This is a genomic window from Pseudomonas sp. B22129 (assembly GCF_044218875.1).
Lineage (GTDB): Bacteria > Pseudomonadota > Gammaproteobacteria > Pseudomonadales > Pseudomonadaceae > Aquipseudomonas.
Map to the genome: position 1 here is coordinate 279,362 of NZ_CP162592.1, position 23,453 is coordinate 302,814.

General features: G+C 61.0%; 20 protein-coding genes. 4 read left to right on the plus strand and 16 right to left on the minus strand.

Going from position 1 to position 23,453, the window contains the following annotated elements; genetic code table 11:
* Positions 1–21 precede the first annotated feature (21 nt).
* The 4 genes from AB4P94_RS01265 to AB4P94_RS01280 all read left to right on the plus strand — a co-directional run bounded on the left by AB4P94_RS01265 (position 22) and on the right by AB4P94_RS01280 (position 5,437).
* Positions 22–699, plus strand: a complete 678-nt coding sequence (locus tag AB4P94_RS01265; RefSeq protein WP_016974228.1) for a heavy metal response regulator transcription factor — start codon at positions 22–24, stop codon at positions 697–699.
* Entirely contained in the window at positions 689–2,053 is a 1,365-nt protein-coding gene (locus AB4P94_RS01270) for a heavy metal sensor histidine kinase (RefSeq protein ID WP_395609087.1), read from the plus strand. The genes AB4P94_RS01265 and AB4P94_RS01270 overlap by 11 nt, the downstream gene beginning before the upstream one ends.
* 401 nt (positions 2,054–2,454) lie before the next feature.
* Complete coding sequence (locus AB4P94_RS01275; RefSeq protein WP_395609088.1) at positions 2,455–3,777, plus strand: OprD family porin; 1,323 nt, start codon at positions 2,455–2,457, stop codon at positions 3,775–3,777.
* 175 nt (positions 3,778–3,952) lie between these two features.
* A complete protein-coding gene (locus AB4P94_RS01280) occupies positions 3,953–5,437 on the plus strand; it encodes a diguanylate cyclase (RefSeq protein WP_395609089.1) in 1,485 nt (494 codons plus the stop codon).
* A 162-nt stretch (positions 5,438–5,599) separates the two neighbouring features.
* On the opposite strand, the gene lpxC is transcribed toward AB4P94_RS01280, so the two are convergent.
* The 16 genes from lpxC to mraZ form a co-directional block, all read right to left on the minus strand.
* Positions 5,600–6,511, minus strand: a complete 912-nt coding sequence (lpxC, locus tag AB4P94_RS01285; protein ID WP_003171886.1) for a UDP-3-O-acyl-N-acetylglucosamine deacetylase — start codon at positions 6,509–6,511, stop codon at positions 5,600–5,602.
* 112 nt (positions 6,512–6,623) lie between these two features.
* Positions 6,624–7,829: a cell division protein FtsZ gene (gene ftsZ, locus AB4P94_RS01290; protein WP_071486031.1), complete on the minus strand. Its 1,206-nt coding sequence runs from the start codon at positions 7,827–7,829 to the stop codon at positions 6,624–6,626.
* Between the two features lie 66 nt (positions 7,830–7,895).
* Positions 7,896–9,161: a cell division protein FtsA gene (gene ftsA / locus AB4P94_RS01295; RefSeq protein ID WP_395609090.1), complete on the minus strand. Its 1,266-nt coding sequence runs from the start codon at positions 9,159–9,161 to the stop codon at positions 7,896–7,898.
* A 15-nt stretch (positions 9,162–9,176) separates the two neighbouring features.
* Complete coding sequence (locus tag AB4P94_RS01300; protein ID WP_395609091.1) at positions 9,177–10,046, minus strand: cell division protein FtsQ/DivIB; 870 nt, start codon at positions 10,044–10,046, stop codon at positions 9,177–9,179.
* Positions 10,047–10,050: 4 nt separating this feature from the next.
* The gene (locus AB4P94_RS01305) at positions 10,051–11,007 is read right to left on the minus strand and encodes a D-alanine--D-alanine ligase (RefSeq protein ID WP_395609092.1); all 957 of its coding nucleotides are present in this window, start codon (positions 11,005–11,007) and stop codon (positions 10,051–10,053) included.
* Positions 11,004–12,452, minus strand: a complete 1,449-nt coding sequence (gene murC, locus AB4P94_RS01310; protein WP_395609093.1) for a UDP-N-acetylmuramate--L-alanine ligase — start codon at positions 12,450–12,452, stop codon at positions 11,004–11,006. The genes AB4P94_RS01305 and murC overlap by 4 nt, the downstream gene beginning before the upstream one ends.
* Entirely contained in the window at positions 12,445–13,515 is a 1,071-nt protein-coding gene (gene murG, locus AB4P94_RS01315) for an undecaprenyldiphospho-muramoylpentapeptide beta-N-acetylglucosaminyltransferase (protein ID WP_395609094.1), read from the minus strand. The genes murC and murG overlap by 8 nt, the downstream gene beginning before the upstream one ends.
* The gene (gene ftsW / locus AB4P94_RS01320) at positions 13,505–14,722 is read right to left on the minus strand and encodes a putative lipid II flippase FtsW (RefSeq protein WP_058414267.1); all 1,218 of its coding nucleotides are present in this window, start codon (positions 14,720–14,722) and stop codon (positions 13,505–13,507) included. The genes murG and ftsW overlap by 11 nt, the downstream gene beginning before the upstream one ends.
* The gene (gene murD, locus AB4P94_RS01325) at positions 14,719–16,065 is read right to left on the minus strand and encodes a UDP-N-acetylmuramoyl-L-alanine--D-glutamate ligase (protein ID WP_395609095.1); all 1,347 of its coding nucleotides are present in this window, start codon (positions 16,063–16,065) and stop codon (positions 14,719–14,721) included. The genes ftsW and murD overlap by 4 nt, the downstream gene beginning before the upstream one ends.
* Before the next feature lie 6 nt (positions 16,066–16,071).
* Positions 16,072–17,154 carry a phospho-N-acetylmuramoyl-pentapeptide-transferase gene (gene mraY, locus AB4P94_RS01330; protein ID WP_395609096.1) on the minus strand — a complete coding sequence of 361 codons (1,083 nt, stop codon included), beginning with the start codon at positions 17,152–17,154 and terminating at the stop codon, positions 16,072–16,074.
* On the minus strand, positions 17,154–18,524 hold the full coding sequence (gene murF, locus AB4P94_RS01335; protein ID WP_395609097.1) for a UDP-N-acetylmuramoyl-tripeptide--D-alanyl-D-alanine ligase: 1,371 nt from the start codon (positions 18,522–18,524) through the stop codon (positions 17,154–17,156). The genes mraY and murF overlap by 1 nt, the downstream gene beginning before the upstream one ends.
* Positions 18,517–19,980, minus strand: a complete 1,464-nt coding sequence (locus AB4P94_RS01340; protein ID WP_395609098.1) for a UDP-N-acetylmuramoyl-L-alanyl-D-glutamate--2,6-diaminopimelate ligase — start codon at positions 19,978–19,980, stop codon at positions 18,517–18,519. Before AB4P94_RS01340 ends, murF begins: the two co-directional genes overlap by 8 nt.
* Positions 19,980–21,722, minus strand: coding sequence for a peptidoglycan D,D-transpeptidase FtsI family protein (locus AB4P94_RS01345; protein ID WP_395611413.1), 1,743 nt, complete (start codon positions 21,720–21,722; stop codon positions 19,980–19,982). Before AB4P94_RS01345 ends, AB4P94_RS01340 begins: the two co-directional genes overlap by 1 nt.
* Positions 21,722–22,015, minus strand: coding sequence for a cell division protein FtsL (gene ftsL, locus AB4P94_RS01350; RefSeq protein ID WP_004371991.1), 294 nt, complete (start codon positions 22,013–22,015; stop codon positions 21,722–21,724). The genes AB4P94_RS01345 and ftsL overlap by 1 nt, the downstream gene beginning before the upstream one ends.
* The gene (rsmH, locus tag AB4P94_RS01355; protein WP_167496641.1) at positions 22,012–22,959 is read right to left on the minus strand and encodes a 16S rRNA (cytosine(1402)-N(4))-methyltransferase RsmH; all 948 of its coding nucleotides are present in this window, start codon (positions 22,957–22,959) and stop codon (positions 22,012–22,014) included. Before rsmH ends, ftsL begins: the two co-directional genes overlap by 4 nt.
* Positions 22,956–23,411, minus strand: coding sequence for a division/cell wall cluster transcriptional repressor MraZ (gene mraZ / locus AB4P94_RS01360; protein WP_064450756.1), 456 nt, complete (start codon positions 23,409–23,411; stop codon positions 22,956–22,958). The genes rsmH and mraZ overlap by 4 nt, the downstream gene beginning before the upstream one ends.
* Positions 23,412–23,453 lie beyond the last annotated feature (42 nt).

Below are 23,453 nucleotides of genomic sequence, written 5' to 3' on the forward strand. Positions count from 1 at the left end.
CCGTCCTGGAACAAAAGGCTCATGCGCGTCCTGATTATTGAAGATGAAGAAAAAACCGCGGACTACCTGCACCGCGGCTTGACGGAACAGGGTTATACCGTCGATGTGGCGCGCGAAGGCGTCGAGGGCTTGCACCTGGCGCTGGAGAACGATTACGCGGTGATCGTACTCGACGTCATGCTGCCAGGCCTGGACGGCTTCGGCGTGCTGCGTGCCCTGCGAGCGCGCAAGCAGACGCCGGTGATCATGCTCACCGCGCGCGAGCGTGTGGAAGACCGTATCCGCGGCCTGCGTGAAGGCGCGGATGATTACCTGGGCAAGCCATTTTCCTTCCTGGAACTGGTGGCGCGCTTGCAGGCCCTGACCCGCCGCAGCGGCGGCCATGAACCGGTGCAGGTCACCGTGGCCGACCTGTGGATCGACCTGATCAGCCGCAAGGCCAGCCGCAATGGCGTACGCCTGGACCTGACCGCCAAGGAGTTTTCGCTGCTCAGCGTATTGGCGCGGCGCCAGGGCGAAATCCTGTCCAAGACAGCGATTGCGGAAATGGTCTGGGACATCAATTTCGACAGCGACGCCAACGTGGTGGAAGTCGCGATCAAACGCCTGCGTGCCAAGCTCGACGGGCCGTTCGACACCAAACTGCTGCACACGATTCGCGGCATGGGTTATGTGCTGGAGAACCGCAGTGTCGGCTAACTCCATCGCCCTGCGCCTCAGTGGCATGTTCACCCTGGTGGCGCTGCTGATCTTCGTGTTGATCGGCGGCGCGCTGTACCAGCAAGTGGACCGGGGCCTGGGTTTGTTGCCGGGCGCCGAACTGGATGCGCGCTACAGCGTGCTGGAATCCTCGGTCAATCGCTTCGGCACGCCGGATCATTGGGCGAAAATCACCGCCAAGCTCAAGCTGCTCAGCGAAGAAGACCAGCGCATCCGCTTCTGGGTGGTCAGCAGCGATCCAACTTACGAATACGGCAACCCCGACGCCCAGATCCGCGCCTTTGCCGAAGGGCGAACCGGCAAGCGTGACTTGCGCCTGCCTGGGCACAATCACCCGTTCAAGGCGCTGGTCAGCCAGTTCCCGGCAAAGGACCAGCGCCCGCCGCTGCGCTTCATGATCGCCATCGACACCGAAAACTTCCACGCGACGCAGCACCAACTGTTGATGGCGCTGATTGGCCTGGCGTTTGTCGGCGTGGTGCTGGCGGCGCTGCTGGGGTTCTGGGTGTCGCGCATCGGTCTCAAACCGTTGAGCAAGCTCTCGGATGAAGCGCAGAAACTGGCGCCACCTAAGCTGTCGGGGCGCCTGCAACTGTCGCCCCTGCCGCCGGAGTTGAGCCAGTTCGTCAACTCGTTCAACTCCACACTGGATCGGGTCGAGCAGGCCTACTCGCGCCTGGAGTCCTTTAACGCCGACGTCGCCCACGAACTGCGCTCGCCACTGACCAATCTGATCGGCCAGACCCAAGTGGCGCTGACCCGTGGGCGTTCAGCGGAGCATTATTTCGAGGTGCTGCAATCCAACCTTGAAGAGCTGGAGCGCTTGCGCTCAATCATCAACGACATGCTGTTTCTCGCCAGCGCCGACCAGGGCAGCAAGGCCACCAAGCTGATCGAAAGCTCCCTGGCCGATGAAGTGGCGACCACTCTCGATTACCTCGACTTCATTCTTGAAGACGCGCAGGTCAAAGTGAACGTGCGCGGCGACGCCATGGTGCACATCGAAAAAGCCCACCTGCGCCGCGCGCTGATCAACCTGCTGAGCAATGCGGTGCAACACACTGCACCGGGGCGGCTGATCGAGGTAAACATTGAGGTGCAGGAGCATCAGGTCTCCATCGGCGTAACCAACCCCGGCGATGAGATCGCCAGTGAGCACCTGCCACGGTTGTTTGAGCGGTTCTATCGGGTGGACGCATCGCGTAGCAACAGTGGCGCGAACCACGGGCTGGGGCTGGCCATCGTCAAGGCGATTGCGCTGATGCATGGCGGGGATGTGTTTGTGCGCAGTGAATGTGGCGGCAATACGTTTGGTATTACCCTGCCCGTCTAAATCCCCAGAACACCTCAATCAAATGTGGGAGCGGGCTTGCTCGCGAAAGCGGAGTATCAGTTAAAGATGATTTGACTGACATACCGCATTCGCGAGCAAGCCCGCTCCCACATTTGGTCTGCGGCGTATTCGGCAACAGGCAGACTGTTGCCGTTTGGGCAACAGTCATTATCTTGTTACACTCTGTATCGCACCGCTCGCCTGCGTTACTTTGACGCACCGATGAGCGCGACGGCAACACAGATTCTGCGCTCACCCGAATTTCCCTCGACTTATTTCCAGGGCTCTACACTGGGAATCTGTTTAAAGCCGCTGACTTCAGCGGCTTTTTTTTGCCGTAAAAAAGGCCAGGCACACCCCACGACACTGGCTGTTTTCGATTGACCAAAGGAGCTCCACCGGTGAAGAACTCGCTGACGTTCACCCCGTTATTCCTCGCGATTGCAGCAACGATCGTCCCCCTCGCCCACGCGGCAGACACCACCCCCGCCGACGGTTTCGTCGAAGGCTCAAGCCTTACAATCAACACCCGCAGCTACTACATGAACCGCGACCGTCGCGATATTCACACCGATGACAGCAAGGAATGGGGCCAGGGCTTCATCGGTACATTTGAATCCGGTTACACCCAGGGCACCGTCGGTTTCGGCCTGGACGTGAACGCCATGCTCGGCCTCAAGCTCGACGGCGGTGGCGGCACCGACGGTTCCAGCATCCTTCCCTACGGCAGTGGCAACGGCAAAGCGCCCGGCTCGTTCTCCACCGCCGGCGGCACCTTGAAAATGCGTGCGTTCGACACCGAGCTGAAAGCCGGCGACCTGTTCCTCAACAACCCGGTGATCGCCGGCGGCATGACCCGCATGCTGCCGCAGACCTTCCGTGGCGTCAGCTTGAACAATCACAGCGTTGACGGCTGGATGATCGAAGGCGGCCAGGCCAGCTTCACCAAACTCTATAACCAGAGCGGCCACCGCCGCATCGGCACCAGCTACGGCGCGTTGCCGGACCACGCCGACAGCCAGCACCTGAACTGGGCCGGCGTGTCGTTCAGCGGCGTTCCAGGTCTGACCAGCAACCTGTATGCCTCAGAATTGAAAGACGTGTGGCACCAGTATTACTACGACCTGGACTACACCTACGCACTCAATGACTTGGTCAGCCTCAACCCGGGCCTGCACTACTACCACACCAGGGACACCGGCCAGTCACTGCTGGGAAACATCGACAACAACACCTACAGCCTGCATTTCACCGTGGGTGTGGGCCACCACAGCGTCACCGCCGCTTACCAGCGGGTCAACGGCAACACGCCGTTCGACTACATCACCCAGGGCGACAGCGTGTACCTGGACAATTCCCAGCAGTATTCGGACTTCAACGGCCCGAACGAACGCTCGTGGAAACTCAAGTACGCCTATGACTTCGCAGGCCTGGGCATGCCCGGCCTGACCTCCGCAGTGTCCTACATCAGCGGCAAGACCGACCTGACCAAAGTCGACCCCAACAGCCGGGGCTACAGCGCCTGGTACAGTGCCGATGGCAAAGACGCCAAGCACTGGGAGCGGGATATCGACCTGAAATACGTGGTGCAAGGCGGCACGGCCAAGGATCTGGCCGTACGCCTGCAATGGGCCACCAACCGGGGTGGAAATGGCTATTCGGCGGTCGACCGGGATGTGGATGAGTACCGTGTGATCGTGGATTACCCGATCGACGTGTTCTAACGTCGCTCATCCCCTGAAATACGCTCAAAAAGGTGGGAGCTGGCTTGCCTGCGATGGCGGTGCCCCAGGTGCGGGCACGTCGACGGGTAAAACGCTATCGCAGGCAAGCCAGCTCCCACACTGAATCTGCGTTTGCCTACTAAGCTATGGGCATCCTCGAAGCAGAAGTAAGCCGATGAGCCCGAGCCTCCCACGCCCCACCCGTCGCCCGGAACGCTTGCTGATCACAGGCAGCGTCCTCACGGTGCTGCTGATCGTAGCGGTCGTGACGGCCCTGCTGATTCGCGAACACGCCAATACCCTGCAGACCGCCAAGCGCACAGCAAACAACATCACCCAACTGATCGATGCCGATGTGCTGCGCAACGTCGAGCTCTACGACATGGCGCTCAAAGGCCTGATTGCGGCCACGGAGCGCAACGATCTGCACAGTGTCTCCGCCAGCATCCGCCACCTGGTGTTGTTCGACCGCTCCACCGCTGCGCCGTACAAGGGCGACATTTTGCTGCTGGACGCCCATGGCGAGGTGATCGCAGATTCTTCACTGCTCACGCCCAAGACCGGAAACTTCGCCGACCGTGACTATTTTCAGGCCCATCGCACCAACCCCGACGTCGGCTTGTACATCAGCCGTCCGTTCATCGCGCGCTGCGTGTGCGATGACCAGTGGCGAATCGCATTCAGCCGCCGGGTGTCCGCGCCCGACGGGCGTTTCCAGGGCGTCGCGGTGGCGTCTATGCGCCTCTCGTACTTTCATCAGTTGTTCAGCGGCCTGAATATTGGCCGTAACAGCACCATCAACCTGATCAACCAACAGGGCATCCTGCTGGCGCAAGAGCCAATGCTGGAGCTGGACATGATCGACAAAGACCTGAGCCAGCGCCCGAATGTGGCCCGTATGCTCAGGGAGCATGATGGCAGCTTTCAGGGCGTCTCCAGCGTCGATCGCCAGCCACGGCTCTACACGTTCTCCACCGTCGGCAACCTGCCGCTGATCGTCGCAGTGGCGCTGTCTGCCGATGAAGTCTTCGCCCAGTGGAAGCGTGCTGCCATTCTGATCAGCCTCGCGACGGGCGTACTGTGCATCGGCCTGCTGTGGCTGACCTGGATGCTGAGCAACGAGTTGCGCCGCCGTCACCGCGCCGAGCAGGTGCTGTCAGAACTGGCAGCCACCGACGCGTTGACCGGGCTGGCAAACCGTCGCACCCTGGACGAACGCCTTCGGTTGGAGTGGGACCGCGCCCAACGTTCCACCGAACCGCTGACCCTGCTAATGATCGACGTGGACCACTTCAAGGCCTTCAATGACCTGCATGGCCATCACGGCGGCGATGAGGCATTGCGCGCGGTTGCCCAAGTGATCGAAGACAACATCCGCCGCCCGGCTGACCTGGCGGCTCGCTACGGTGGCGAAGAGTTTGCGGTGGTGCTGCCACATACCGACGCCAAAGGCGCCTGGGTGATCGCCGAGCATATCCGCAGCAGTGTCGAGCATTTGCCACGAGTGGCCGGTGCGCAAGGGCCCATTACGGTGAGTATCGGCATGAGCACGTGGCAAAAACGCAGCCGCATGTCCCTTGAGGATTTGCTGCTCAATGCTGATCAGGCGCTGTATGAAGCCAAACACAGTGGGCGCAATCGTATCGTCGATGCTGGATGAGACAGATGAGCTTTTGTGCTGAGCAGGCTTGTTGTGGTGAGCGAGCTTGCTCGCTCACCACAACAAGCTCGCTCACCACAAAGGTGGCTATTACCAATTCAAAGGCATAAAAAAAGGCCACCCGAAGGTGGCCTTTCAAAACTAAAGAAAGAGAGTTGTTACTTACACCGCCGCAACGGGACGCATGTAAGAGATCGGTGCGGTGCTGGCATCTTCGAAGGTCACGACTTCCCAAGCGTCTGTCTGCTCAATCAACTTGCGCAGCAGCTGGTTGTTAAGGGCGTGGCCCGACTTGAAGCCTTTGAACTCGCCTATCAGGCTATTGCCCAGCAGGTAGAGGTCACCGATTGCATCGAGGATCTTGTGCTTCACGAACTCGTCTTCGTAGCGAAGGCCGTCTTCGTTCAGTACACCATCCGCGTCGACCACAATGGCGTTTTCAACGCTGCCGCCGAGTGCGAGGTTGTGCTTGCGCAGGTACTCGATGTCACTCATGAAACCAAAGGTACGGGCGCGGCTGACTTCTTTTACGAACGAAGTGCTGGAAAAATCCACGCTTGCACTTTGGGTGCGGTCACGGAATACCGGGTGATCGAAATCGATCTCAAAGCTCACTTTAAAGCCTTCGAACGGGACGAAGGTGGCGCGCTTGTCGCCGTCTTCTACTGTCACTTCCCGCAGAATGCGAATGAACTTCTTGGCTGCGTCCTGTTCTTCCAGGCCGGCAGATTGAATCAAGAATACGAAGGGTCCAGCGCTGCCATCCATGATCGGGACTTCGGACGCGGAGAGCTCGACGTAGGCGTTATCGATGCCCAGACCGGCCATGGCCGAGAGCAAGTGCTCCACCGTGTCCACTTTGACGTCACCGTTGACCAACGTGGTCGACATCGTGGTTTCGCCAACATTTTCCGCGCGAGCAGGAATCTGCACCACAGGGTCCAGGTCGGCACGAACAAACACGATGCCGGTGTCGACAGGTGCGGGCTTGAGGGTCAGGTATACCTTCTCCCCGGAGTGCAGACCTACACCTGTGGCACGGATAATATTCTTCAGGGTGCGTTGTTTAATCATGGCTTGGACCGCTTCAGCGCAAATTGCGAACTGGTATCAACAAAGGCTGGCGATAATAACAGACCAGACCTTTGCTGAACACCAATCACCTTCATAGCCCTGATACATTCCATTAATCGGCCTGACGACGCAGGAATGCCGGGATGTCCAGGTAGTCCAGATCATCTTGCGGATTCAGGCTACGGGACGCCGCAGCACCGGCCTGAGCCTGGTTGCGCATCACGGTCGGACGGTCCAGGTCACGGTAGTTCACCGACGGCAGTTCCTGGCGCGCAGGCGCTGGAGCGGCAGCTTGCTGGCTGGCGTGACTGTTGTGGCCAGTGTGAACGGTATTGTCGATGACCTTCACAGGCTTCTCGATTTTAGCGCCCAGGCCGGTAGCAACCACGGTCACGTGCAGTTCATCACGCATGTCCGGATCAATAACGGTACCGACTTTGACCATCGCGTGCTCGGAAGCGAAGGCTTCGATGATGCTACCCACGTCGGAGTACTCACCCAGGGACAGGTCAGGGCCGGCGGTGATGTTCACCAGGATGCCGCGTGCACCTTGCAGGTTCACGTCTTCGAGCAACGGGTTGCGAATGGCCGCTTCAGTGGCTTCGCGTGCACGGTTCGGACCGCTGGCGCAGCCAGTGCCCATCATCGCCATGCCCATTTCGCTCATCACGGTACGGACGTCGGCAAAGTCGACGTTGATCATGCCCGGGCGCTTGATGATGTCGGAGATACCGCGAACGGCACCGGCCAGCACATCGTCAGCCTTGGCGAACGCGGACAGCAGGCTTGCGTCCTTGCCCAGGATGGTCAGCAGCTTCTCGTTGGGGATAGTGATCAACGAGTCGACGCTTTCAGACAGCAGACGGATGCCTTCGTCGGCGATCTGCATGCGCTTGCGACCTTCGAACGGGAACGGACGCGTCACGACAGCAACGGTCAGAATGCCCATTTCCTTGGCCACTTCGGCAATGATCGGCGCAGCACCGGTACCGGTACCGCCGCCCATGCCCGTGGTGATGAACACCATGTTGGTGCCTTGCAGCACTTCAGCAATACGCTCGCGGTCTTCCAGTGCGGCTTGACGGCCGACTTCCGGGTTGGCGCCAGCGCCGAGGCCTTTGGTCACCGCAGTGCCCAATTGCAGGATGGTCCGCGCGCCGATGCTTTTCAGCGCCTGGGCATCAGTGTTGGCGCAAATGAATTCAACGCCTTCAATGTTGCTCTTGACCATATGGTTGACAGCGTTGCCGCCGCCACCGCCGACACCGATTACTTTGATAACCGGGCTTGCGGGGATGTTGTCTACGAGTTCGAACATGTTCCCTCTCCTTTCGTTTTCTCTAGTTTTTTCGCCTACTGCTTGCTGCGGTGTTGCGGTAAATCTTTAGAAATTGCCTTTTACCCAAGCCTGCAACCGCTCAAACAACGGTGCTTTCGCGTCGTCGTCGTTATTGCGGTAGCTGTCACGGACGCTCGGGCCCGACAGGGAAATGCCGTCGGTCTGCTTTTGCAGCCCGTACAACAGCAAGCCCACACCGGTGGAATAAATCGGGTTGCGCACCACGTCGCCCAGGCCTTTGACGCCATGGGGCACGCCCAGGCGGACCGGCATGTGGAAGATTTCCTCGGCCAGTTCGACCGCGCCTTCCATCTTCGAGGTACCGCCGGTCAGCACGATGCCGGCCGGGATCAAATCTTCGTAACCGCTGCGGCGCAGTTCAGCCTGGATCAGGGTGAACAGTTCGTCGTAACGCGGCTCGACCACTTCGGCCAGGGCCTGACGCGACAGTTCACGCGGTGGACGATCGCCCACGCTTGGCACTTTGATGGTTTCACCTGCACCGGCCAGTTTGGCCAGGGCGCAGGCATAACGGATCTTGATTTCTTCGGCGTACTGGGTGGGTGTACGCAGCGCCATGGCGATGTCGTTGGTGACCTGGTCGCCGGCAATCGGGATCACGGCGGTGTGACGGATCGCACCCTCGGTGAAGATCGCGATGTCGGTGGTGCCGCCGCCGATGTCGACCAGGCACACGCCCAGCTCTTTTTCGTCGTCGGTCAGGACCGAGTAGGCCGAGGCCAACTGCTCAAGAATGATGTCGTCGATTTCCAGGCCGCAGCGGCGCACGCATTTTTCAATGTTCTGTGCGGCGTTGACGGCGCAGGTCACCACGTGAACCTTGGCTTCCAGACGTACGCCCGACATGCCCAGCGGCTCACGCACGCCTTCCTGGTTGTCGATCACGTAGTCCTGAGGCAGCGTGTGCAGCACGCGCTGGTCAGCCGGGATCGCCACGGCCTGGGCGGCGTCGAGTACCCGCTCAAGGTCGGCGGCGCTGACTTCACGGTCGCGGATCGCCACGATGCCGTGGGAGTTCAGGCTGCGGATATGGTTGCCCGCCACGCCGACGAACGCCGAGTGAATCCGGCAACCGGCCATCAGCTGCGCTTCTTCGATGGCGCGCTGGATCGATTGCACGGTGGACTCGATGTTCACCACCACACCCTTCTTCAGGCCCCGGGACGGATGCGTGCCGATACCGACGATTTCGATCACACCGTCTTCCCCGACCTCGCCGACCAGCGCCACCACTTTGGAGGTGCCGATATCGAGACCGACGATCATTTTGCCGCTTTGCACGTTTGCCATGGGTCCTGCCTCTTCTTAATTCTTCGCGACAGCGGGTTTGGCTGTCGTCGGCGCAGCCGGTTCACGCCAGCCGACGGCCAGGCCGTTGGCGTAACGCAGGTCGACGCTCGCAATGTTCGTAATCTGTTCTTTCAAGGTCTTTTCATAGATGGCAATAAAGCGGCGCATCTTTTCCACCAGGTTGCCGCGTCCCAGCAACAACTCGATACCAGGGCCGGAACTGCCTGCCCCGGTCGTCAAAAACCAGCTGCCGCGCTCACGCAATTCCAGCCGCGCGATCGAGAAACCCAACGGCCGCAGCATCTGGCTCAACGCCTGGTACTGCTGCATCACTTGCTGTTGCGCGCGCTGCGGCCCGAACAACTGCGGCAGGTGCTCATAGTTCGCCAGCTCACGCGGCGTGAACGCCTGGCCCTGGTTGTTCAACAGCGCGCCATCACCCCAACGGGCCACGGGCAGTTGCTCTTCCAGGCGGATCGTCACCTGGTCCGGCCATACACGGCGCACTTCCGCGTGGGCGATCCATGGCATCTGCTCCAGCTCCGAGCGCATACCCGCCAGGTCGATGGTGAAGAAGCTCGCCGCCAGGTATGGCCCGATGCGCTGCTGTACCGCTTGCTGGCTGATGTAGCTCAGGTCGCCCTGCACGCTGATCTTGGTGATCGGCCGGTCGGCATACGGCAACAGACGCTGTGCGCCTTCATAAGTGCCGAAACCCAACGCCACCAGCAACACCGGCCAGAACAACGCCTTGATAAAACCAAAGTTGGCTTTCGGCAGGCGCGCCGACATCGGCTCTTTAGCCACCATCCGGCTGGCACCCCGTGGCACCGGCTTGCGGCTCGGTGCTTGTGGGGGCTGATGACGAAGCGATGCGCCGTTCATGTGCTTAGCCTCTTGGCTCAATGCTGGCTGCCAGGATCGCCAGCACTAACTGCTGGAAATCGAGACCGGCGGCACGAGCAGCCATGGGTACCAGGCTGTGGTCGGTCATGCCGGGAGCGGTGTTGACTTCCAGGAACCAGAAATTCCCTTGGCCATCCTGCATCACGTCTGCCCGCGCCCAACCGGCGATACCCAGCGCCTCACAGGCTTTCGCCGTGAGGTCCATCAATTCCTGTTCCTTGGTTGCTTCAAGGCCACACGGGATCCGGTACTGGGTATCGGAAGCCACGTACTTGGCGTCGTAGTCATAAAAGGTGTGGGGCGTACCCAATGCGATAGGCGGCAAAACCTGGCCACGCAGGGTGGCGATGGTGTACTCGGGACCGGAAATCCACTGTTCCACCAACACTTGCGAATCGTAGGTACTTGCCGCTTTCCATGCGTCGATCAATTCGGCGGCCGAGTTCACTTTGGCCATGCCGATACTGGAGCCTTCATGGGCTGGTTTGACGATCAAAGGCAGGCCCAGTTCCTCGGCTGCAGAAATACAATCGTCTTCGCTGCACAGCACACTGTGACGCGGCGTTGGAATGCCCAGGCTGTGCCAGACCTGCTTGGTGCGCAGCTTGTCCATGGCCAGTGCCGACGCGAGGATCCCGCTGCCGGTGTAAGGAATACCTGCGCACTCCAGCAAGCCCTGCATGCTGCCGTCTTCACCGCCACGGCCGTGAAGAATGATGAAGGCGCGGTCGATCTTCTCGGCCTGCAAACGGGCCAGGAAATCATCGCCCACATCAATGCCGAAGGCGTTCACGCCAGCGCTTTGCAGGGCTTCGAGCACGGCATTGCCAGACTTGAGCGACACTTCGCGCTCAGCGCTTTTGCCGCCGAACAACACGGCCACGCGGCCGAAGTCGGCGGGTGCGATATTCGAAAACAGGGAGCCGTAGTCAGTGGTCATTTCGACTTCCCCTTTTCGGCAGCGGCAAACAGCGGGCTTGCCAGCAATTTAGGCGCGAGCCCACCAATGTCACCGGCACCCTGGCACAGCAGAATGTCGCCGGCACGCAGCAGCGGCTTGACGATAGGGGCCAGGTCCACACCACGCTCGATGTAGATCGGGTCCAACTGGCCGCGCTGACGGATGCTGTTGCACAGCTTGCGGCTGTCGGCGCCCGGGATCGGCTCTTCACCGGCCGGGTAGACTTCCATCAGCAGCAGCACGTTGGCATCGGCCAATACATTCACGAAATCGTCGTACAGGTCGCGGGTGCGGCTGTAGCGGTGCGGCTGGTAGACCATCACCAGGCGGCGCTCCGGCCAGCCACCGCGCACGGCCTTGATCACGGCGGCGACTTCGGTCGGGTGGTGACCGTAATCGTCTACCAGCATCACATCGCCGCCTTCTACCGGCAGCTGGCCGTAGACCTGGAAGCGACGGCCGACGCCAGCGAAGCACGACAAGCCTTCGACGATGGCTTCATCGCTGACGCCTTCATCGGAAGCGATGCAGATGGTCGCCAGGGAATTCAAGACGTTGTGGTTGCCCGGCATGTTCACCGACACATCCAGCGGCTCGCGGTCAGGGCGCAGCACGGTGAAGAAGGTTTGCATGCCTTCCTGGCGCACATTGATCGCGCGCACGTCGGCGTCTTCGCTGAAGCCGTAGGTCACGGTCGGGCGCTTGACCGAGGGCAGGATTTCACGCACCACCGGGTCGTCCAGGCACACCACCGCCAAACCGTAGAACGGCAGGTTGTGCAGGAACTCGACGAAGGTTTTCTTCAACTTGTTGAAGTCACCGTCGTAGGTGGCCATGTGGTCTTCGTCGATGTTGGTGACCACGGCAACCAGCGGTTGCAGGTGCAGGAAGCTCGCATCACTTTCGTCGGCTTCGGCAATCAGGTAACGGCTGGTGCCCAATTGTGCATTGGTGCCGGCTGCATTCAGGCGGCCACCGATGACGAACGTCGGGTCCAGACCACCGGCCGCGAACACCGAGGCGATCAGGCTGGTGGTGGTGGTTTTGCCGTGGGTACCGGCGACGGCGATGCCGTGGCGATAGCGCATCAGCTCGGCCAACATCTCGGCACGCGGTACCACGGGAATGCGACGCTCAAGGGCGGTCGCCACTTCCGGGTTGGAGGTGTTCACGGCGCTGGACACGACCAGCACGTCAGCTTCGGCGGCGTTCTCGGCACGGTGGCCGATGAAGATCTGTGCGCCGAAGGTTTTCAGGCGATCGGTCACCGGCGACTCTTTCAAGTCGGAGCCGGACACTTGATAGCCCAGGTTCAGCAACACTTCGGCAATCCCGCACATGCCCACGCCGCCGATCCCGACGAAGTGGATGCGACGGATGCGGCGCATTTCCGGTTGTGGCATGGCTTTCTGATTCTCAACCATGGGCCACCTCCAGGCAGATATCGACCACGGTGCGGGTTGCGTCAGGTTTGGCCAGGCGGCTTGCGGTGCTCGCCATGCTGTTGAGTCGTTCCGGTTGCATCAAAACCTCGGTCAGGCGTGCGGCCAAATCGGCGGCGCCAGTCGTTCTTTGCGGCAGCAGGAAGGCAGCGCCCTCCCCGGCCAAATATTCGGCGTTGCGGGTCTGGTGATCGTCGATGGCGTGGGGCAAAGGCACCAGCAAGGACGGCAGACCGGCGGCGGCCAGTTCACTGACGGTCAGCGCGCCGGAGCGGCAGACCACCAGGTCGGCCCAGCCATAGGCATGGGCCATGTCTTTGATGAAAGGCTGTACGTTCGCCTCCACACCGGCCTCGCGATAACGCGTAGCCGTGACTTCACCGTGGTGCTTGCCAGCCTGATGAAAGATCTCCGGGCGCAGCTCCAAAGGAAGTTGCGCCAGCGCTTCCGGCAGCAGTTTGTTCAACGGCTCGGAGCCCAGGCTGCCCCCCATGATCAGCAGGTGCGCCTTGCGCCCGGCCAGTGCTTCACGGGCGATGTCCATAAACAGTTCAGTACGCACCGGGTTGCCGGTGGTGCGCAGCTTGTCGGATTGCGCAAAGGTCTTCGGGAAGGCCTCGCACACGCGGGCAGCCAACGGCACCAGCAGACGGTTGGCAGTGCCGGCGACAGCGTTCTGCTCATGCACGATCACCGGCACGCCGGCCAGCTTGGCGGCAACACCGCCAGGGCCGGTCACGTACCCACCAAAACCGAGCACACACACCGGCTTCAATTCACGAATGACTTTGCGCGCTTGCCACACGGCCTTGAACAACACAAATGGCGCCTTGAGCAAGGACAATTTGCCCTTGCCACGCAGGCCGGTGACGTTGATCAAATGCAGCGGCAAACCGGCGTTCGGGACCAATTCATTTTCGATGCCGCGCGGCGTACCGAGCCAATGCACGCTGTAACCACGGCTCTGGAATTCCCGCGCACACGCCAGGGCCGGGAACACATGGCCCCCGGTGCCGCCCGCCATGATCAGCACGTTAGCGCCCATGGTTCGGCTCCTCGGCGAAGTCGCTTTCGCTGAATTCCATCTCTTCACTGCCCAAGTGGGTTCGACTCTCCCACTCGATGCGCAGCAACAAGCCCAGGCACGCGCAGCAAATCACCAACGAACTGCCGCCGTAACTGAGGAACGGCAAGGTCAGGCCCTTGGTCGGCAGCAGGCCGACGTTCACCCCGATGTTGATCAGGAACTGGCCGATCCACAGGAACGACAAGCCGTACGCCACATACGCGGCGAAATACTGTTTGGCCTTCTCGGCCCACAAGCCGATGTACATGCCGCGTACACACACGAACACGAACAACGCGACGGTGCACAACGAGCCGACCACGCCGAGTTCTTCGGCGAGCACCGAGAACACGAAGTCGGTGTGCGCTTCCGGCAGGTAGAACTGCTTCTGTACGCTGTTGCCCAGGCCTACGCCCAGCCACTCGCCGCGACCGAAAGCAATCAGCGCCTGGGTCAGTTGATAGCCGGAGCCGAACTGGTCGGACCACGGGTCGGTAAAGGTGATCAGACGCGCCATCCGATAGGGTTGTGCCTGCACCAGCACCGTCACCGCAGCGACGGCCAGCACCACCATCAAGGTGAAGCGGAACAGGCCGACGCCACCGAGGAACAACATCGCCGCCGCCGCCCCCATCATCACGACGGTGGCACCGAAGTCGGGCTCCATCAGCAGCAGGCCGGCCATCGGCAGCAGCACGATGAAGGGCTTGAAGAAGCCCATCCAGCTTTCACGCACTTCTTTCTGGCGACGCACCAGGTAGCCGGCGAGGTAGATCACCACAAACACTTTGGCGATTTCCGACGGCTGCACGTTGAACGCACCGAAGCCGATCCAGCGCATCGAACCGTTCACTTCACGGCCGATGCCGGGGAGGATCACCATGATCAGCAAGCCGAACGCACCGATCAGCATCAACCAACCCAGGCGCTGCCAGGTGGCGATGGGAATCATCATGGTCACGATGCACGCACCCAGGCCGATCACCAGATAGACCAAGTGACGGATCATCATGTACAGGGTATTGCCCGACTGCACGGCGGCCACTTCGGAAGAAGCCGAAGTGATCATCACCAGGCCCAGGCCGAGCAGCGCGAGGCAGCCGGCGAGCATCGGGAAATCGAGGTCGATGCCGCGCCCGGTGATGATCGGCGACGGGTACGGCTTGATGATATTTCTGAAATTCATGCCAAGGCCTCCACGCCGCGGGCGAACAGCTGGCCGCGCTCTTCGTAGTTCTTGAACATGTCGAAACTGGCGCAGGCCGGCGACAGCAGCACGGCATCACCAGGCTGGGCCAAGGCCCTGCACTGGGCGATGGCGTCGTCCAGCGAGGTCGCGCGCACTTGCGGCACACCGTCGCCCAGAGCGGCGCCGATCAAACCGGAATCGCGGCCCATCAGCACCACGGCGCGGCAATGTTCAGCCACCGGGCCTTTGAGGTCTTTAAAGTCAGCGCCCTTGCCGTCGCCACCGACGATCAGCACCAGCTTGCCTTCGATATCGGCGCCCAGGCCTTCAATCGCCGCCAGGGCCGCACCGACGTTGGTCGCCTTGGAGTCGTTGTAGTAGCTGACGCCCTCGAGATCACGCACCCATTGGCAGCGGTGCTCAAGGCCGGCGAACGTGCGCAGGCTCGACAGCATCGCGTCGAACGGCAGGCCCACGGCATGCCCCAGCGCCAGGGCGGCCAGGGCATTGGACTGGTTATGTGCACCACGGATTTTCAGTTCGCGCACCGGCATCAGGTTCTGGAATTCAAAGGCCAGGTATTTCTCGCCATTCTCTTCGCGAATACCGAAGGCTTTGAAGTCAGGTTTGCCCAGGCCAAAGGTCCAGCAAGGCATGCCTTCGCCCATCAGCGGACGGCTCAGGGCGTCCTGGCGGTTGACCACAAATTGCTTGGCGCCACGGAAAATCCGGTGCTTGGCCAAGTGGTACGCCGGCAGGCCGCTGTAGCGGTCCATATGGTCTTCGCTGACGTTCAACACAGTGGCCACTTCGGCACCGAGGTCGTGAGTGGTTTCCAGCTGGAAGCTCGACAGCTCCATCACGTACAACTCGATGTCGTCGCTGAGCAGGTCCAGCGCCGGGGTGCCGAGGTTGCCGCCCACCGCGACGCGCTTGCCCGCCGCAACGGCCATCTCGCCGACCAACGTCGTCACGGTGCTTTTCGCGTTGGAACCGCTGATGGCCACGATGGGCGCGTTCGCGTTGCGCGCGAACAGGTCGATGTCACCGGACAGCTTCACGCCACGCGCCGCGGCCGCTTGCAGGGCCGGTGTCGCGAGGGCCAGGCCCGGGCTCACGTAGAGCTCGTCGGCACGGCACAGAAACTCGACATCCAGCTCGCCACAACGCACTTCCACGTGCGGGTAGTCACGGCGCAGCGTGACCAGCTCCGGTGGATTTTCCCGCGTGTCGGCCACGGCAAACGACGTGCCCCGGTTCGCCAGGAAGCGAACCAGGGACATGCCGCTCTTGCCGAGGCCGACAACGATGCGGAAGTGGTCTGAAGCGATCAGGGACACTCGTTTCTACCTCAGTTTCAGGGTGGCAAGGCCGATCAGCACGAGAATCACGGTGATGATCCAGAAACGGACGATCACACGCGGCTCGGGCCAGCCCTTGAGTTCAAAGTGGTGGTGAATCGGCGCCATGCGGAACACGCGGCGCCCGGTCAATTTGAAGGAGGCCACCTGGATGACCACCGACAGGGTTTCCATCACGAACACACCACCCATGATGAACAACACGATTTCCTGGCGGACGATCACTGCGATGGTGCCCAGGGCTGCGCCGAGCGCCAGTGCGCCGACGTCGCCCATGAAAACCTGTGCGGGGTAGGTGTTGAACCACAGGAACCCCAGGCCGGCACCGATCAGCGCGCCGCAGAACACAATCAGTTCACCTGCGCCCGGTACGTAAGGGATCAGCAGGTATTCGGCGAATTTCACGTTACCCGACAGGTAGCAGAAAATGCCGAGCGCGCCGCCCACCATCACGGTCGGCATGATCGCCAGGCCGTCGAGGCCGTCAGTCAGGTTGACCGCGTTGCTGGAGCCGACGATCACGAAGTAGGTCAGCACCACGAAACCGATGCCCAGTGGAATGCTGGCGTCCTTGAGCATTGGAATGATCAAGGTGGTTTCCACGGCACTTGGCGCGGTGGTGTAGAGGAAGATCGCTGCAGCGAGGCCGAACACCGACTGCCAGAAATACTTCCAGCGACTTGGCAGCCCCTTGGAGTTTTTCTCGATGACTTTGCGGTAGTCATCGACCCAGCCGATGGCGCCGAACAGCAAGGTCACCAGCAGCACGGTCCACACGTAACGGTTATGCAGGTCGGCCCACAGCAAGGTGCTGATGCCGATGGACGACAGGATCAACGCACCGCCCATGGTCGGGGTGCCGGACTTGGACAGGTGCGACTGCGGGCCGTCATTGCGAACCGATTGACCAATTTGCAGGTTCTGCAGGGTGCGGATCATCCACGGCCCCAGGAACAGCGACAAACACAACGCAGTCAGCACACCCAGGATCCCGCGCAGGGTGAGGTACTGAAAGACCGCGAAGCCTTTGTGGAACTGTTGCAGATACTCAGCCAGCAGCAGCAGCATTAATGTTTCTCCGTACTTGAGCCACACAAGGCCGCGACGACGTTTTCCATCACCGCGCTGCGCGATCCCTTGATCAAAATGGTTGTGTGTTTGTCGTGTTCAGCCGCCGTCAGCGCCTGGATCAGCTCGGCCTGGGTGGCGAAATGCCGCGCACCGGGGCCGAAAGCGTCGACGGCGTGCGCCATGTTCGGGCCGACCGCGTAGAGCGCGTCGACCTTGCCGGCGGCATAGGCACCGACTTCACGGTGGCCTTGTTCTGCCCAGTCGCCCAACTCGCCGATGTCCCCCAGCACCAGCACCTTGCGCCCGGCAAAGGCTTTGAGCAGGTCTACTGCAGCATTGATGGAGGACGGGTTGGCGTTGTAGGTGTCGTCGATCACACGCATGCCGTTGGTGGCCAGTTGTGCCACGGTGCGCCCCTTGACCGGCTGCACGGCGCCCAAACCAGTGGCGATACCGAACAGCGACACGCCCAAAGCGTGCGCAGCAGCAGCAGCGGCCAAGGCATTGGCGACGTTATGGTTGCCCAGCAGATTCAACTGCACGTGCTCGCTACCCTGCGGCGTGTGCAACGTGAAGGACGGGCAACCACGCGCATCGACGGTGATGTTCGAGGCATGAAAATCAGCGGCCGCGTTCAACACGGCAAACGTCAGGACCTTGCGACCGGCGGCACGTACACGCCAGGTTTCGAAAGCCTTGTCATCAAGATTCAGTACAGCAGTGCCCGAAGCCTCGAGGCCTTCGAGGATTTCGCCCTTGGCCTCGACGATTTTTTCTGGGCCGCCGAATTCACCGACGTGGGCGGTGCCGGCATTGTTGATGATCGCCACGTGAGGCTTGGTCAGCGCCACGGTGTAGGCGATTTCGCCGATGCGCGATGCGCCCAGTTCGATCACGGCAGCGGTGTGTTCCGGGGCCAGTTCGAGCAGGGTCAGCGGCGCGCCGAAATCATTGTTCAGGTTGCCACGGGTGGCGAGCACCGGCCCGCGCGTGCGCAACACACCGGCAAGCAGCTCCTTGACGGTGGTCTTGCCGCTGGAGCCGGTCACGGCTGCCACCGGCTTGTCAAAGGCGGCGCGGTTCAGCGCACCCAGTTGGCCGAGGGCCAGGCGAGTGTCAGCCACCAACAGTTGCGGCAGGCTGGACTCGGCGACTTCTCGCTGCACCAAGGCACCCACGGCGCCTTTGGCGGCAACGTCATTCAGGTAGTCGTGACCATCAAAACGCGGGCCTGCCAGTGCGACAAACAATTGGCCCGGTTTGATGTTGCGACTGTCGATACTGACGCCGTCGAAGCTGCAATCGCTCGACACTACGCGGGCCGACAGGGCCTGGGTCAGTTCGCTGAACTTCATCGCTTTAAGCATGGGCAATCTCCCAGGCGGTCAAGGCGTGATCCGCCTCGACTAAGTCGGAGAAGGCATGACGCTCGCCGTTGATTTCCTGGTAATCCTCGTGCCCCTTGCCGGCCAGCACCACCACATCATCGGCACTCGCGCTGGCGATCAATTGGGCGATGGCTGCGCCGCGACCGGCAACAAAGGTCGCTTTGGACACGTCTTTGAAGCCGACACGGATGTCGTCGAAAATCTGGCTTGGGTCTTCGGTGCGCGGGTTGTCATCGGTGACGAGTACGCCATCGGCCAGGCGCTCGACGATTTCGGCCATCAGTGGGCGCTTGCCGCGATCGCGATCACCGCCGCAACCAAATAGGCACAACAACTTGCCCTTGGCGTGTGGGCGCAGGGCGACCAATACTTTTTCCAGGGCGTCCGGGGTGTGGGCGTAATCGACCACTACCAGCGGCTGTTTGCCGCCACCCAGGCGCTGCATGCGACCCACCGGGCCTTCCAGCTTCGGCAGGACGCGCAGGATTTCGTCCAGGGCGTAATCCAGCCCGAGCAGTGCGCCGATGGCGGCCAGGGTGTTGCTCAAGTTGAAACGACCGAGCAAGGTGCTGCGCAAATGATGCTCGCCCTGAGGCGTCACCAAGGTCGCAAGCACGCCTTCGTCATTGAAGTGGGCATCGCGGCAATACAGGTACGCGCTGGCGTCTTCGAGGCTGTAGCTGATCAGGCGCGATTCACGGTCTTCGGTAGCCAGCTGGCGACCGAATGCGTCATCCAGGTTCACCACGCGGCATTTGAGATCGTTCCAGGCAAACAGCTTGGCTTTCTCGGCAGCGTAGGCCTCCATGGTGCCGTGGTAATCCAGGTGATCACGCGACAGGTTGGTCATCACCGCCACATCAAAAGCCAGCGCAGCAACGCGCCCCTGATGCAAACCGTGGGAAGACACTTCCATGGCAACCGCCTTGGCACCGGCCTTTTTCAGGTCGGCCAAGGTCGCTTGCACGGCAATCGGGTTTGGCGTGGTGTGCAGGCCGCTTTGCAACGCACCATAGAAACCAGTGCCAAGCGTGCCGACGATGCCGCAGTGCTGACCGAGCAGGTCAAGGGCCTGGGCGATCAATTGGGTCACGCTGGTCTTGCCGTTGGTACCGGTGACGCCGACCAGGTCGAGCTGGCGGCTCGGGTCGCCATAAAAGCGCCCGGCGATATCGGACAGTTGTGCAGCGAGGCCTTTGACCGGAATCAAGGGTACGTCGGTGATTGGCAGTACCGTGGCGCCTTCCACTTCATAAGCGACTGCGGCCGCACCGCGCTGCAGCGCATCAGCAATGTGTGCACGACCATCATATTTACCGCCAGGCACTGCCAGAAACAGGTCACCGGCACGCACATTACGGCTGTCCAGGCTCAACTCACGAATCAGCAGATCGCGACCGGCGTGGGCAAAAATCTTGTTCAGGCTAAGAGACATCAGCCGCGCCCTCCATTGGCTTTTACAGCAGCGGCCGGTGGTCCGGCGTTCGCTTGTTGAGTCGGCGGCAGGTTGTCCGGCGTGATGTTCATCAGGCGCAGGGTGCCGGACATCACTTTGCTGAACACCGGCGCCGATACCAGGCCACCGAAGTAGCCCGCTTTACTCGGTTCATCGATCACTACGACGATGGCGTAGCGCGGGTCGCTCATCGGGCCGAAACCGGCAAACAGCGAGCGATAGGAGTTTTCGGCGTAGCCCTTGGTACCCACCGACGTTTTACGCGCAGTACCCGACTTGCCTGCCACGTGATACGCCGGCACCTGGGCACGGAACACACCACGTGGCGCTTCGATCACTTGTTGCAGCATGCCCTGCATGGTCTTGGCGACGTTTTCCGGGATCACCTGGGTCGCTTTCGGTGCTTCGTCGACGTGAATCAGGCTCAAGGGAACCATGCGGCCGTTGTTGGCCAATACAGAGAAAGCGTGGGCCAGCTGGATCGCGGTCACCGACAGACCGTAGCCATAGGAAAGCGTGGCGGTCTCGGCCTTTTTCCAGTCGCGGTAGTTCGGCAGGTTGCCTACGCGCTCACCCGGGAAGTCCAGACCGGTGGGTTGCCCAAGGCCGACTTTCTGCGCCAGGTGGTAGATGGTTTCGCCGCCGATGTCGAAGGCGACCTTACTCATGCCCACGTTACTGGAGTTGATCAGGATACCTGTCAAATCCAATACCGGCCCTTCGGTGCGGGACACGTCACGAATGGTGTATTTGCCCAACTGCAGCGTGCCCGGGTAAACCTCGACCTTGTCGCTGGGCTTCCAGCGCCCGGTTTCCAGGGCAGCACTCATGGAGATGGCTTTCATGGTCGAACCCGGCTCGAACACGTCGATCATCGCGCGGTTGCGCATCATCGCCGGTTGCAGGTTGCGACGGTTGTTCGGGTTGTAGGTCGGCTGGTTGACCATGGCGAGGATCTCGCCGGTCTTCACGTCCATGATCACCAAACTGCCGGCCTTGGCGCCGTTCTCGATGATCGCGTTACGCAGCTCGCGGTTGGCCAGGTACTGCAGGCGCAGGTCAATCGACAACGCCAAGGGCTTACCGGCCTTGGCGTTTTTGGTGACCTGGACATCCTTGATCAATCTGCCGCGCCGATCCTTGATGACTTGGCGCTTGCCGGGCACCCCGGCCAGCCACTCATCGTAGGCCAGCTCTACACCTTCGCGACCGTGATCATCGATGTCGGTAAAGCCCACCATGTGCGCGGTGGTTTCACCGGCGGGGTAGAAACGACGAAATTCCTCGATGCCGTACACACCGGGGACTTTAAGGTCGAGCACTTGCTGGCCTTGTTCAGGCGTCAGGCCGCGAACCAGGTAAATGAATTCCTTGTTGGCTTGAGCTTCAAGGCGCTCAGCCAGGGCTTTCGGGTCCTGGCCCAACGCAGCGGCGAGCTCTGGCCATTTTTCCTTGGCGGTTTGCAGCTCCTTGGCGTTTGCCCACAGCGTGGTCACCGGCGTACTGACCGCCAGAGGTTCGCCGTTACGGTCGGTGATCAGGCCACGGTGCGCAGGAATCGGAATATGCCGCAGGCTACGGGCATCGCCCTGGCCGATCAGGAAGTCACGGTCGACCACTTGCAGGTCGATGATCCGCCAGGCAATCGCGCCGACCATCAAGGCCAGCAGGCCGAGCATCAGGCGGAAGCGCCAAGGGTAGAGTGCGCCTTCAAGTTTCATCATGGCGCCACCATGCGAACGTCGGCCGCGCCCGGGATGTGCATTTTCAGTTGTTCAGTGGCCAGTACTTCGATACGGCTGTGGGCCGTCCAGGTACTTTGCTCCAGGATCAACCGGCCCCATTCCGCTTGCGCTTTGTCACGCACGCTCAATTCCCCGTACAGGGTATTGAGCAACTGGCGGTTGTAGTGGGCGCTGTAGGACACCGCAATCGCGGACACCAGCACGCCGACAAACAGCAGCAACATAAAGAAGCTACCGCCCGGGAGGGGCTTGGCGAAAAGCTTGCTCACCGCAACTTCTCCGCGACGCGCATGACGGCGCTACGGGAACGAGGGTTGGCTTTGAGCTCGGCTTCGGAAGCGAACTGCGCTTTGCCATGGATTTTGATTTTCGGCACAAAGGCTTCGAAACGCACCGGCAGGTTGCGCGGCAGGTTATCGGATTCGCCTTTGACCAGACGACGCATGAACAATTTGACGATGCGGTCTTCAAGGGAATGGAAGCTGATCACCACCAAGCGGCCGCCCACTTCCAAAGCGTCCAGAGCGGCTTCGAGACCCGCTTCCAGATCGCCCAATTCGTTGTTGACGTGAATACGCAGCCCCTGGAACGCGCGGGTCGCAGGGTTCTTGCCCTTTTCCCACGCGGGGTTGGCGACTTTCAGCACTTCAGCCAGGTCGGCGGTGCGCTCGAACGGCTGGATTTCGCGGCGCTCGACCACAGCGCGAGCCATGCGACCGGCGAAACGCTCCTCGCCGTATTCCTTGAACACGCGGGTGATTTCTTCGTGGGGCGCGGTGGCGATGAACTCGGCGGCGCTGATGCCCCGGGTCGGGTCCATGCGCATGTCGAGCGGGCCGTCGTTCATGAAACTGAAGCCACGCTCAGGATCGTCGAGCTGTGGCGAAGACACGCCCAGGTCGAGCAAAACCCCGGCCACCTTGCCTGCCATGCCGCGCTCGGCCACTTCGGCACCCAGCTCGGCAAAGCTGCGCTGCACAACGACAAAGCGGCCGTCTTCGGCCGCTAGCGCTTGCCCGGTGGCAATCGCTTGAGGGTCTTTGTCGAACCCGAGGAGTTTGCCGTCGGACCCGAGCTGGCTGAGTATCAACCGGCTGTGCCCGCCCCTGCCGAAGGTGCCATCCAAATAGCAGCCATCCGCGCGTACGGCGAGAGCCTCAACGGCTTCGTCAAGCAGTACGGTGATGTGGTTAAAGCCGCTATCAATAGTCACAGGATCAAATCACGCAGTTCATCAGGCATGGCGCCCGGTTGTTGAATAGCAGCCAGGTCCGCTGCAGACACAGCATCCCAGGCATCTTCGTCCCACAATTGGAACTTGTTCAGTTGGCCTACCAGCATTGCGCGCTTATCCAGCTTGGCGTACTCGCGCAGACGCGGAGGCACCAGGAAACGACCGCTGCCATCCAACTCAAGGTCGACGGCATTACCGATCAGCAAACGCTGCAGGCGGCGGTTCTCTTCACGCAACGAAGGCAGCGCGCGCAACTTGGTTTCAATCAACTCCCACTCATCGAGGGGGTAAACACACAAACATGGATCAACGGCGTCAATCGTGATGATTAACTGGCCTGAACTACGCGAAACGAGCTCGTCACGATACCGGCTCGGCATGGCGAGACGGCCTTTTGCATCGAGACTGATAGCGTTAGCTCCGCGAAACACAGATGCGTTTCTCCAAATTTTAGCGTTTTACGTTCAAAAAAC

Bases quoted from the DNA above. Each gene is read 5' to 3' on its own strand.
- AB4P94_RS01265 (WP_016974228.1), top strand. From the start codon at position 22: ATGCGCGTCCTGATTATTGAAGATGAAGAAAAAACCGCGGACTACCTG.
- mraY (WP_395609096.1), bottom strand. From the start codon at position 17,154: ATGCTGCTGCTGCTGGCTGAGTATCTGCAACAGTTCCACAAAGGCTTC.
- AB4P94_RS01345 (WP_395611413.1), bottom strand. From the start codon at position 21,722: ATGAAACTTGAAGGCGCACTCTACCCTTGGCGCTTCCGCCTGATGCTC.
- murG (WP_395609094.1), bottom strand. From the start codon at position 13,515: ATGGGCGCTAACGTGCTGATCATGGCGGGCGGCACCGGGGGCCATGTG.
- ftsZ (WP_071486031.1), bottom strand. From the start codon at position 7,829: ATGTTCGAACTCGTAGACAACATCCCCGCAAGCCCGGTTATCAAAGTA.
- murF (WP_395609097.1), bottom strand. From the start codon at position 18,524: ATGCTTAAAGCGATGAAGTTCAGCGAACTGACCCAGGCCCTGTCGGCC.
- AB4P94_RS01300 (WP_395609091.1), bottom strand. From the start codon at position 10,046: ATGAACGGCGCATCGCTTCGTCATCAGCCCCCACAAGCACCGAGCCGC.
- AB4P94_RS01280 (WP_395609089.1), top strand. From the start codon at position 3,953: ATGAGCCCGAGCCTCCCACGCCCCACCCGTCGCCCGGAACGCTTGCTG.
- AB4P94_RS01305 (WP_395609092.1), bottom strand. From the start codon at position 11,007: ATGACCACTGACTACGGCTCCCTGTTTTCGAATATCGCACCCGCCGAC.
- murC (WP_395609093.1), bottom strand. From the start codon at position 12,452: ATGGTTGAGAATCAGAAAGCCATGCCACAACCGGAAATGCGCCGCATC.
- AB4P94_RS01340 (WP_395609098.1), bottom strand. From the start codon at position 19,980: ATGTCTCTTAGCCTGAACAAGATTTTTGCCCACGCCGGTCGCGATCTG.
- ftsA (WP_395609090.1), bottom strand. From the start codon at position 9,161: ATGGCAAACGTGCAAAGCGGCAAAATGATCGTCGGTCTCGATATCGGC.
- lpxC (WP_003171886.1), bottom strand. From the start codon at position 6,511: ATGATTAAACAACGCACCCTGAAGAATATTATCCGTGCCACAGGTGTA.
- ftsW (WP_058414267.1), bottom strand. From the start codon at position 14,722: ATGAATTTCAGAAATATCATCAAGCCGTACCCGTCGCCGATCATCACC.